The 11783-nt window shown below is 72.4% G+C and carries 8 protein-coding genes; 7 read left to right on the top strand and 1 reads right to left on the bottom strand.

Annotated features, from left to right (window positions below; translation table 11 throughout):
- A partial coding sequence (locus ACWF94_RS19590) for a condensation domain-containing protein (protein WP_453489559.1) occupies positions 1-1614 on the top strand: 1614 nt, incomplete at its 5' end.
- Positions 1611-1820 (top strand): MbtH family protein, encoded by a 210-nt coding sequence (locus ACWF94_RS19585; protein ID WP_453489556.1) that lies wholly within the window; start codon positions 1611-1613, stop codon positions 1818-1820. The genes ACWF94_RS19590 and ACWF94_RS19585, both read left to right, overlap by 4 nt.
- A gap of 201 nt (positions 1821-2021) precedes the next feature.
- Here the strand turns inward: ACWF94_RS19585 and ACWF94_RS19580 are convergent, their stop codons facing one another.
- Positions 2022-2576, bottom strand: coding sequence for a GNAT family N-acetyltransferase (locus ACWF94_RS19580; protein WP_453489562.1), 555 nt, complete (start codon positions 2574-2576; stop codon positions 2022-2024).
- 298 nt (positions 2577-2874) lie between these two features.
- On the opposite strand from ACWF94_RS19580, the gene ACWF94_RS19575 reads away from it, so the two are divergent.
- The 5 genes from ACWF94_RS19575 to ACWF94_RS19555 form a co-directional block, all read left to right on the top strand.
- Complete coding sequence (locus ACWF94_RS19575; protein ID WP_453489553.1) at positions 2875-3153, top strand: phosphopantetheine-binding protein; 279 nt, start codon at positions 2875-2877, stop codon at positions 3151-3153.
- 318 nt (positions 3154-3471) lie between these two features.
- Entirely contained in the window at positions 3472-4308 is an 837-nt protein-coding gene (locus ACWF94_RS19570; protein WP_453489550.1) for an ABC transporter ATP-binding protein, read from the top strand.
- On the top strand, positions 4295-5719 hold the full coding sequence (gene entS, locus ACWF94_RS19565) for an enterobactin transporter EntS (protein ID WP_453489547.1): 1425 nt from the start codon (positions 4295-4297) through the stop codon (positions 5717-5719). Before ACWF94_RS19570 ends, entS begins: the two co-directional genes overlap by 14 nt.
- 97 nt (positions 5720-5816) lie before the next feature.
- Positions 5817-6839 (top strand): ABC transporter substrate-binding protein, encoded by a 1023-nt coding sequence (locus ACWF94_RS19560; protein WP_453489543.1) that lies wholly within the window; start codon positions 5817-5819, stop codon positions 6837-6839.
- Positions 6840-7055: 216 nt separating this feature from the next.
- Positions 7056-11783, top strand: a 4728-nt coding sequence (locus ACWF94_RS19555) for an amino acid adenylation domain-containing protein (protein ID WP_453489540.1), incomplete at its 3' end; no start/stop codon positions are given.

The raw sequence follows: 11783 nt of genomic DNA, 5'->3' as shown, positions 1-11783 counted from the left end.
TCCCTCCTCGACGGCACGGGGGTCATGGCGGCTCTGGCGGCTCTGGCGGCCGTGGAACGGGCGCCGGAGCCGGTGAACCCGAGGCCGGAGACCCCGGGCGGTATACCGGAGAGCTTCGCCGAGGAGGAGGGCGGTCTGCCTCTGCTGCCCTCGGCGCACCGGCTGCGCGCGGCGGCGGTACCGGTCGAGCGGCTCCAGGAATCCGTACTCCTCGATGTCCCGGCGGGGCTCGCGTCCGTGCCCTTGAGGCGGGCCGTGGCACGGCTCGCCCGCAGGCACGCGGCGCTGCGGCTGCGGCTGCACCGGGTGGACGGGATCTGGTCGCAGGAGATCCTGCCGTCCGCGCTCGCCCCCGCCGTGGTCGATCCGGACACCCTGCGCCGCGTGGACGCCACCGGTCTCGGCCCTGCCGCGCTCGCCCGGGTGATAGCGGCCGAGGCCCGTTCGACGGCGCTCGCGCTGTCCCCCGGAACGGGTGCGGTGCTGCGCGCGGTCTGGTTCGACGCGGGTCCTGACGTACCCGGACGGCTGCTGCTCACCGCGCATCTGCTGACCGTGGACGACGCCTCCTGGGAGCTGCTGATCCCCGAACTGGCCGCGCTGTGCACCGCCCTGTCGGACGGTCGCGAGCCACCGTATCCGGCGTCCGCCGGGGGGCTGCGGAGCTGGGCGGCCGGTCTCCTCGGCCAGGCCCAGAGCCGGGAGCGGGCCGCTGAACTCCCGTACTGGCGCTCTCTGCTCGGCACCCCGGGCACCCCGCCGGCCGCGTGGGGCGAGCGGCCAGGACCGGAGCTGGAGACCACGATCCCGCTGCCGGCCGACGCCGACCAGGCCCGCCTTGACGCAACCGTGCTGGCCGCCCTGGCGCTGGCGGCGGAGCGGGAGCCCCGGCTGCGCGGCGACGCCACCGGCCCCGGGCTCCTGGTCGAGGCCGAACTGCCGAGTCCGCTGCGCCCGCCGCACCTCGTCGGCAGGCTCACCACCGTCCGGCCGGTACGGCTCGATCCGGCCGGGCCGAGGGGCGGGTCGGACCGGGAGTCGCTGGACCGGGAGTCACCAGGTCCGGAGTCGCTGGACCGGGAGCCCCTGCGCCGGGAGTCCCTGCGCCGGAAGAGGACGGGCCGCGAGCTGCCGGACCGGGAGTCGCTGGACCCGGAGTTGCTGGACCGGGTCGCGTCCGCGCTCGCGGCCGTACCCGACGGTGGGCGGGGACATGAGGAACTGCGCCATCTCAACCCCCAGACCGCGCCCGCTCTCGCGGACGCACCCCACGCCGTCGTCCGCTACACCCGGCACCGCGCCGAGAGCGCGTCGCCCGGACCGCCCGGCTGGCGCCGGGCGCCCGCCGAAGCCCGCGCGGCACTGCGTTCCGCGCTGGCGCTCGTGGCCGGTACCGAACCGCCCCTGTCCGGCCCGCTGGAGGTGACGGCCCGGACCCGCCCGGGCGTCCTGGTCCTCCGCTGGCGCTGGGCGGGCGGTCTGTTCACCGACGAGGAGGCCCGGACCCTCACCACCCGTACCACCGAGATGATCACCACCGCCGTCAACCCGCACGGCATCAGCACCAGCACCAGCACCAGCACCAGCACCACAGAAGAGGAGACCGCCTCATGACCGCCACCAACCCCTTCGAGGACCCCGACGCCCGCTACTTCGTCCTGGTCAACGCGGAGAACCAGCACTCCCTGTGGCCCGCCTTCGCCGAGGTCCCCGCGGGCTGGACCGTCGTCCACGGCGAGGACTCCCGCGAGGGCTGCGCGCAGTACGTCGACACCCACTGGACGGACATGCGCCCGGCAAGCCTGACCACGAAGCCCTGACGCGGGCCGCATCCCCCTTTCCTGGGGCTCCGCCCCAGACCCCGCGCCTCAATCTCCCCCAGAGCTTCGCCTGGGAGGGACCCCCAGGCGGGGCTGAATTTGCTGACCCGGGCGCGCACATCCAGCCCGTCCGGCGATTGAGGACGGACCCTCGGGCACAAGGGCGCGCACAAAAACGGGCCTGCGGTCCAGGGGCGTGTATTAAGCCCGTCCGGCGATTGAGGACACGCCCCGCACCCTCTTCGACAGCACCCGCGACCCCCGCCGAGGATCAAGCGCGTCCGCCCACGCCGGGGGCGCCAGCCGGATGGGGGCGTGGGTGAAGCCGTGGCGCAGGAAGAGCCGGCCCCCGCCGCTGGTCGCGGTGAAGACGGCGTGCATGGAGCGGGCGGCGGCCTCGGTGAGGGCCGCGCACAGGAGGGCGGAGCCCACGCCCCGGCCCTGACTGCGCGCGGAGACGCAGAAGTTGTAGAGGACACCGCAGGGGTCGCCGGAGCCCTCCGAGGCCGGGGGGTACGTCCGTAGGCCAAGGCAGCCGTCGAGAGTGCCGTCGGGGTGGTCGACCACGAGGAAGCCCGGGGCTTCGGTGGCGTAGAGCGAGGGCGGGCGTTCGCGCAGGGCGCCGCTCAGGAAGAACGGGTGGGACAGGGTGTAGAGGGCCTCGGCGTCCGCATGGGCGGCCCGGCGCACTGGCGGGTGGGGCGGCGGGGCAGAGGTGTGCGGCGGGGCAGGGGTGTGCGGCCAGGCCGTGGACACCGTGATCAATGGGGTTCCCTCTCCTCGGTCCCACGGGGTGCGTCGGTGCGCTCGGGGGCGCGGGGACATGACCGGATCCACCCGAAAACTTAGGCAAGGCTTGCCTAAGCGATTGCTAGATTACGACATCGGTGAACCCCGGCCCCAACGGGGGGACTCCCAAGAGAGGCCGACCAGTTGCGGCACTTCCGGATCGACACCCTCCGGCTTGACTTTGCCCGAGGAGAGATAGTTAGGTGAGCCTTACCTAAACTCCGCCATGGAGTCGCGGAGTCCCGTCAGGGAGAGGACACAGACGATGGCCGACACGGCCCATCAGGAATCCGGCACGGACCAGGCGTTCGCTCAGGGTGCCTTCCCCCTGGAGCGGCTCACCCGCGACGTCGCCGAGATGCTCTATGTCGAGACCGGGGAAGTCTCCGTGGAGGACAGTCTGCTCGACCAGGGCCTCGACTCGATCCGTCTGATGACCCTGGTCGAGAACTGGCGGGCCGACGGGGCACGGATCAGCTTTGTCGACCTCGCCGAGCGGCCGACCCTCAAGGAATGGGCCGAACTGCTGCGGACGCGCGCCTGACCCACCGGAGCCGGAACCGCCGGAGCCGCAGGAACCGCAGGAACCGCAGGAACCGCAGGAACCGCAGGAACCGCAGGACGACCCGAACCACCGTACGCCGGAACCGATTCCCGACAGCGAGGACCGGACAGCAGAAGCCCGGACAGAGCCGGCCGGACAGCGGCAACCGGACAGCGAAGCCGCCGTACAGAACAGGCCACGGACAAGACAGGCCCCGAAGCCCAGCCCGACAGCGCGGTCGGCGGGCGCGGGGCCACGCACCCATGGAATCCGCCGTGCGGCGGCCGGCCGGTGCATCGACGCTACGGAGGAACACTCATGGGTGAGAGGCTGCGGGCCGAGGGCCTGACCCTGGCCTACGACCGGCGCGTGGTGGCCGAGCGGCTCGGGATCGGCATCCCCGACGGATCGCTGACGGTGATCGTCGGCCCCAACGCCTGTGGCAAGTCCACCCTGTTGCACGCCCTCGCACGGATCATCAAGCCCCAGCGGGGCGCGGTCCTGCTCGACGGCCGGCACATCGCGTCGATGTCCCCGAAGGCGCTCGCCCAGCAGTTGGGGCTGCTCCCCCAGTCGCCGACCACACCCGACGGGATCACCGTCGCGGACCTGGTCGCGCGGGGGAGGTTCCCGTACCAGAAACTGCTGCGCCAGTGGTCGGCCGATGACGACACGGCCGTGGTGGCGGCGATGAACTCCACCGGGGTCGCCCCGCTCGCCCACCGCCTCGTGGACGAACTCTCCGGCGGTCAGCGCCAGCGGGTCTGGCTCGCCATGGCGCTCGCCCAGGAGACGCCGATCCTGTTGCTGGACGAGCCGACCACCTTCCTCGACATCGCCCACCAGGTCGATGTGCTCGACCTGTGTGCCGAACTGCGCGAAGAGCGGCGGCGGACCGTGGTCGCGGTGCTGCACGACCTCAACCACGCCTGCCGGTACGCCACCCATCTGATCGCCATGCGCGACGGGAAGGTGGTCGCCGAGGGGGCGCCCGGCGACATCGTCACCGCCGAGCTGGTCGAGGACGTCTTCGGGCTGCGCTGCCGGATCATCGTCGATCCCGAGACAGGGACCCCGCTGGTCCTGCCGCTGGCCCGGCAGTCCCGGACGGACCGGGACCGCGCGCTGACGGGAGCGCCGCGTGCCAGTGCGTGATCTCCTCATCGACATCGGGCCACTGCGGTCGAGCAACGACTTCCGCGCGATCTTCATCGCGCGTGTGGTGTCGCTGTTCGGCCTCGGAATGGCGACGGTCGCGCTCTCCGCGCAGGTCTACGAACTGACCCGGTCGACCCTCCAGGTCGCCGTGGTCAGCATGATCATGAGTGTGACGGTGCTGCTCGGCTCCCTGTGGGGCGGGGTGATGGCCGACCGGATGGACCGGCGGCGGATCATCGTCTGTGCCCGGGGCGCCGCCGCACTCGCCTTCGCGGGTCTGGCCGCCAACGCGTTCGCGTCCGATCCCTCGATCTGGGCCATCTATCTGTGCGTGGCGTGGGACGGACTCGCCACCGGGGTCAGCGTCACCGCCCTGATGGCCGTCGCGCCCACGCTCGTACGCCCCGACCAACTCCCCGCCGCCGGGGCCCTGATCTCCCTGACCGGTGAGATCGGCTCCATCGTGGCGCCCTTCCTGGGCGGTGTGCTGCTCGCCGCCTGGGGGCCGGGCCCGGTCTTCGCCTTCGCCGCCGTCACCACGGCGATCACCACGTTCCTGATCTCCCGTATCCGCGCGCTGCCGCCGGTCGTGGACGACGATGACGAGGACGGTGAGACGGACACCGGGTCGCTGCTGGTGGCCTTCAAATACGCCTGGCACAACAAGGTCGTCGGCGGTCTGCTGACGCTGGGCAGTGTGACGGCGCTGTTCACCATGCCGGTCGTCCTCTTCCCGGAGATGGTCGACAAGCAGTTCGGCGGTGGCGAGGTCATGCTCGGGCTGCTCTACACCGCCCCGGCGATCGGCTCGGTCGTCCTGGGGGCCACCAGCGGCTGGCTCACCCGCGCACCCCGGCCCGGCAACCTCCTGCTGGCCGCCGCGTTCGTCGGCGGGCTCGCAACCATCGGCTTCGGCCTCAGCGGCCACATCGCCGTCGCGTTCGCCGCCCTGATCGTCGTCGGCGCGGCCGGCACGGTCTACGAGATCCTTGAGTACGCCCTCGTGCAGCACAACACACCCGACCGCCTGCGGGGCCGGATCGTCAGCGTCATCACCACCCAGGACACCACGGGTGACGTCGTGGGCGATGTCGAAGTGGCCCTGGTCGCCAGGTGGTTCAGCCCGGCGGGCGCCGCCGTGGTCAACGGTGTGATCTGTGCGGCGGCGGCCCTGGTGATCGCCGTGGCGGTGCCCGGCCTGCGGCGGGCCACCCTCCCCCACGAGAGCGACGAGGACGAGTCCCCTTCCGGGCCGGGGCCCCCCTCCGAACCCGGGTCTCCTTCCGAACCCGGGTCCCCTTCCGAACCCGGGTCCGGCAGCGGCACTCCGTCCGCGCCGCCCGGCACCGGCGGCGACACCTCGTCCGCTCCCGGGTCCGGCAGCGGTCTCGCCAAAGCGACCTCCTGACCCGCCCGGCACCTCCCCGCCCCTCCCCCGACCCAGCAGTCCGTCCCCGACCCAGCAGTCCGTCCGCGACCCGCGGACCGAGAAAGGCAGAACCCTCATGTTCCGAAACCGTGCGCACGGGACGCCCCTGGCGCGTATCCCTGGCAGCCGTACGGCCCGCCTGCGCCGGGCCGCGGCCTCCCTGGTCGCCGCGGTGGCCGTCACCCTCACGGCGTCCTGCTCCACCACGACGGACAGCAGCGGCGCCGGGGAGAAGAAGGACGGCGCGTCGGCCACCCGCACCGTGCAGACGCCCGGCGGCCCGGTGAAGATACCCACCGAGCCGAAGCGCATCATCGGCCTGTCCTACGCGGCCTCCTGGATGCTCGACACCAGTGTGCCGATGGTCGGTGTCACCGATATCGACGAGGGCGCGCTCACGGCGGAGCAGAAGGCCGCCGTGAAGAAGATGACGATCGTCGGCGAGGGCAACGAGCTGAACTTCGAGAAGATCGCCTCCCTCAACCCCGATCTGATCGTCATCTCCTCGCCGAAGCACGTCCCCTTCAACATCGACAAACTCAAGCCGATCGCGCCGGTCCTCTCGTTCCCCATCGCCCAGCCATCCGACCTGCTGCCGTCCTCGCTGAAGGTGATCGACGCGGCGGGCCGGGGCGACAAGGGCACGGAGTTCAAGAAGACGTACGACGACAAGATCGCCAAGATCAAGTCCACCCATGCCGACAAGCTCGCGAGGACCAACTGGGGCATCGTCAACTCCGGTGAGGCGGGCAAGTACTCGGTCTACACGGAGACCTCCTGGCTCGGTGTGGTCGCCCATGGCATCGGCGCGAAGTTCGCCCCGGTCGCGGGCGCTCCGAAGGGTGAGTTCTCCTATGATCTCTCCTTCGAGGAGATCGGCAAGCTGAAGGACGCCGACGTCATCCTTGTCGACGGCGACGGCGAGGCCGGAGCCCCGGTCGCCGAGACCAAGTCCCTTGTCGCGCAGAAGAACTGGTCCGCGCTCAAGGCCGCCAAGAACAAGCAGGTCCACCCGGTGCCCGGCTTCTTCGTGGACAGCTACCCCGATGGCAGCAGGACTCTCGACCAGCTCGACCGGATTCTCACCTCGCTCCCCTGACCGTGTGGCGGGTGCCGCCTCCGCCCGGCAGGGGCGGCACCCCCACCGCCAACCAGTCCCACCCGCGCCGCCGGAGCCGTAACCCCTCGCCCCGCCGGCCTCCACTGCCCGCCGTCTGAGCCGTAGCCCCCGTCCGACCGACCTCCGCCGACCGCCGACCACCCGTCCCGCCGACCTCCGCCGACCCGTCGCGTCCGACACCTGGAGCAAGATCCCATGACCGAGCGTGCTTCCCAGCGTCTTCCTCTCACCGGGGCCCAGACCGGCGTCTGGTACGGGCAGAAGCTCGACCCCGCGTCCCCGGTCTACAACGTCGGACAGTATGTGGAGATCGACGGGCCCCTCGATCCGGAACTCCTCGCACGCGCGATACGGCTCACGGTCGCCGAGGCCGAGGCCCTGACCGTACGGTTCACCGAGTCCGGCACCGGCGAACCCGTCCAGCTCACCGGTCCCCACCCCGGCGGCGAACCCCCGGTCGGGATCGTGGACCACACGGCCGCCCCCGACCCGTACACCGCCGCGCTCGCCCGGATGCGCGCCGACATGGACCGGCCTGCCGACCCGGCGACGGAACCCCTGTACGCCTTCGAACTGCATCGCGTCGGCCCCGACCGCACCCTGTGGTACCAGCGGGCCCACCACATCGCCCTCGACGCCTACGGCTTCTCCCTCGTCTCCCGCCGCACCGCCGAGGTCTATACGGCGCTGGTGTGCGGCGACGAACCCGCGCCCACCCCCTTCGGCGCGCTGGCCGACGTGGTCGATGAGGAGCGGCTCTACCGCGAATCCGGGCGTTGCGCGGAGGACCGCGCCTACTGGCTCTCCCGGCTCGCCGACCACCCGGAGCCGGAGCCGCTGAGCGGGGCGTCCTTCCCGGCATCCCACACCTTCCTGCGCGACGGTGCCACCCTCTCCGCCGACACCACCGCCGCTCTGTTCGCCATCGCCCGCACCGCGCGCGGGAGCTGGGCCGATGTGGTGACGGCCGCGTTCGCCGCGTATCTCAGCCGCTCCACCGGCAGCCGCGACGTACTGCTGTCGCTGCCCGCCATGGCCCGGCTCGGCACGGCCGCGCTGAAGGTGCCGGCGATGGTCGTCAATGTGCTGCCCCTGCGGGTGGCGGTGCGGCCAGGTGCGCCGATCGCGGAACTCGTCGCCGAGGTCGCGGGACACATCCGGGCTCTGCGCCGCCACCAGCGCTACCGCGCCGAGGACATCCGCCGCGACCTCGGACTCGTAGGACGCGAACAAGGGCTCCTCGGCCCCATGGTGAATGTCAAGGCGTTCGACAACGCCCTCGACTTCGCCGGGACCCCCGGCACGGTCCACAATGTCGCCGCCGGGCCGGTGGACGACATCACCCTGGGGCTCTACCACGACGCCGGGACGGGCCGTATCCGCTTCGAGTTCGACGGCAACCCGCGCGCGTACGACCCCGGGACGCTGGCGGCCCGCTGTGCCGAGTTCGCGCAGTTCCTCGCCGAGGCGGGCGCGGCGGGACCCCGGACCCCGGTCGGCCGGATCGATCTGCTGCCCGCAGCCGCCCGCGCGGCGGCGCTAGGCGCCGGGAACGACACGGCACACCGGGTGACCGGCCGCACCGTCGTGGACGCCTTCGCGGAACAGGCCGGGGCGCACGGCGCTCTCCCCGCCGTCGTCGCCGACACCACGCTCACCTACGCCGAACTCGACGCGCGCGCCGACCGGCTGGCGCGGCTGCTGATCGACCGGGGCGTGGGCCCCGAGGGGATCGTCGCTCTCGCCCTGCCCCGCTCGGCGGATCTGATCGTCGGCGCCCTCGCCGTACTGAAGGCGGGCGGCGCGTATCTGCCGCTCGATCTCGACTACCCGGCCGACCGCCTGGAGTTCATGGTCACCGATGCCCGACCGGTGTGCACCCTGACCACGCTCGCCACCGCCGCCGTTGCACCCGATGTACGCGGTGTGGAGACCGTCGTCCTGGACGCGCCGGACACGCTCGCCGCCCTCGCCGCCCTCGCCGAACTGCCCGCGACACCCGCCGGGACGCGAGTCGGGACGCCGGTCGGGGGACGAGTCGGAGCGCGGCTGCACGGCGACCATCCGGCGTATGTCATCTACACCTCCGGGTCCACGGGCCGCCCCAAGGGCGTCGTCGTCCCGCACGCCGCGCTCGCCAACTTCCTGGAGATGCAGACCGAGGCCCTGGCGCTGGCGGCCGGTGACCGGCTGGTCGCCGTCACCACCATCTCCTTCGACATCGCCGCGCTGGAGATCTGGACCCCGCTGCTCAGCGGGGCGACCGTCGTCCTCGCCGACCGCGACACCGTACGCGACCCGGCGGCGCTCGCCGCCCTCGTGGACACCCAGCGGCCCGCCGTCATGCAGGCCACCCCCTCGCTGTGGCACGCCCTCCTGGAGGACGGCCGCCCGCGCACCCTCGGCGATGTGCGGGTCCTCGTCGGCGGTGAGGCGCTGCCCGCCGATCTCGCCGAACGGCTGACCCGCGCCGCCCGTTCCGTCACCAATGTCTACGGGCCGACGGAGGTCACCATCTGGGCGACCTCCGCCGCCCTCGCCCCGGACCACACCGGCGCCCCCGACATCGGCACCCCGTTCTGGAACACCCGGGCGTACGTCCTGGACAGCGCGCTCCGGCCCGCACCGCCCGGCCGCCCCGGTGAGCTGTATCTGGCGGGCGCCCAGCTCGCCCGCGGTTATCTCGGCCGGCCTGCGCTGACATCGGAGCGCTTTGTCGCCGACCCGTACGGCGAGCCCGGGAGCCGGATGTACCGCACCGGGGACCTGGTGCGCCACCGCCCGGGCGACCCGAGTGGCCGGATCGACTTCATCGGCCGCGCCGACGACCAGGTGAAGGTACGCGGCTTCCGTATCGAACTGGGTGAGATCGAGAGCGCCCTGGGCGCTGCGGATTCCGTGGGCCGCGCGGTGGTGGTGGTCTGCGAGGACCGGCCGGGCGCACAGCATCTGGTGGGCTATGTGACGGCGTCGGCAGCGGAAGCGCCTCCGGAGCCGGGCACCAGTACCCACCCGGACCCGGGCCAGCCGGGTTCCGCTCATCCGGGTCCCGGCCACCCCGGCTCCGGCCACCCCGGCTCCGGACAGCCGCTCGACCCCGCCGGGCTGCGGCGGCTCGTCGCCGAGCGGCTGCCCGACTACATGGTGCCGTCGGCCGTCGTGGTACTCGACGCCTTCCCGCTCACCGCCAATGGAAAGATCGACCGGCGGGCGCTGCCCGCGCCCGATCCGGCCGAGCTGACGTCGGCCGGCCGCGCGCCGCGCGGGGCACGGGAGGAGATACTCGGCGGGATCTTCGCCGATGTGCTCGGTCTGGAGAGCGTCGGCCCCGACGACGACTTCTTCTCCCTCGGCGGGCACTCGCTGCTCGCCGCCCGGGTGATCGCCCGGGTCCGTACGGCCCTGGGCACCGACTGCGGTATCCGCGATGTCTTCGAAGCCCGGACGGTCGCCGCACTGGCGGCCCGGCTCGCCCGGCACACCGCCACCGAGCGGCCCGAACTCGCCAGGGCCGAGCGGCCCGACCTGCTGCCGCTGTCGTACGCCCAGCAGCGCCTGTGGTTCCTGCGTCAGATGGAGGGCCCCAGCGCCACCTACAACATCCCCTTCGTGGCCCGCTTCGACGAGGCCCTCGATCCGGACGCCCTCGACACCGCGCTGCGCGCCGTCGTCACCCGGCACGAAACGCTCCGTACGGTCTTCGCCGACCACGGCGGCGAGCCCTACCAGCGCGTGCTGGCCCCGGACGAAGCCGCCGTACGCCTCCTGGTGCTCGATGTGCCCGCCGAGCGGTTCGACGCGGCGGCGGAGACCGCGCTCGGCCATCTCTTCGACCTGGAGACCGAGCCGCCGCTGCGGGTGACCCTGCTGCGGGACCCGGCGACGGGCGCGGGCGCGCTGGTCGTGCTGCTGCACCACATCGCGAGCGACGAGTGGTCCATGGGCCCGTTCCTGCACGGTCTGGAGCAGGCGTACGCGGCCCACGGGTCGGGACAGCCCGCGACTCTCGGCGAACTGCCCGTCCAATACGCCGACTTCGCACAGTGGCAGCGCACTCTGCTCGGTGACCCGGGGGACGGCGACGCACTGTCCGCGCGGCAGGCGGCGTACTGGCGTGACACCCTCGCCGGTCTCCCCGACCAGTTGGCCCTCCCCACCGACCGGCCCCGCCCGGCGGTGGCGAGCAACGCGGGCGGCATGGTCCACCGGAAGGTCCCCGCCGAACTGGCCACCGGGCTGCGGCGATTGGCCCGGGAGAGCGGCACCAGCGCCTTCATGGTGGTGCACGCGGCGGTCGCGGCCCTGCTGCACCGCCTCGGCGCGGGCGACGACATCCCCCTCGGCAGCCCTGTCGCCGGACGCGGCGACGAAGCCCTGGACGAACTGGTCGGCTTCTTCGTCAATACGGTGGTGCTGCGCGCCGACCTGTCCGGTGACCCCACCTTCGCGGAGCTGCTGGAGCGGGTCCGGACGACGGACCTGGCCGCGCTGGACCACGCGGATCTGCCCTTCGACAGTGTGGTGGAAGCGCTCAACCCCGAGCGCTCGCTCTCCCGGCACCCTCTGTTCCAGACGATGGTGTCCCACAGCACCGTCACCCAGGACATCCGCACCCTGTTCGGGCTCGCGGCCCGCACCGACCGGGTGGACCCTGGCGTCACCAAGTTCGATCTCGACATCACCTTCTCGGACACCGCACACAGCGATGACCTCGATCTGGAGGTGTTCTACGCCTCCGATCTCTTCGACCGTGGGTCGGTGGAGCGGCTGGCAGGCCGGTTGCTGCGGCTGCTCGACGCGGTGGTCGCCGACCCGGACCGGCCGATCGCCGACATCGACCTGCGGGACGCCGACGAACGCGCCCAACTCGCGGTGTGGAACAACACCGACCGCGCGATACCGGCCGCGCACCTCATGGAGATC

Source organism: Streptomyces sp. NPDC055078 (assembly GCF_053607985.1).
The sequence above is the reverse complement of the archived record's forward strand: the minus strand, read 5'-3'. Positions and strand labels throughout refer to the sequence as shown.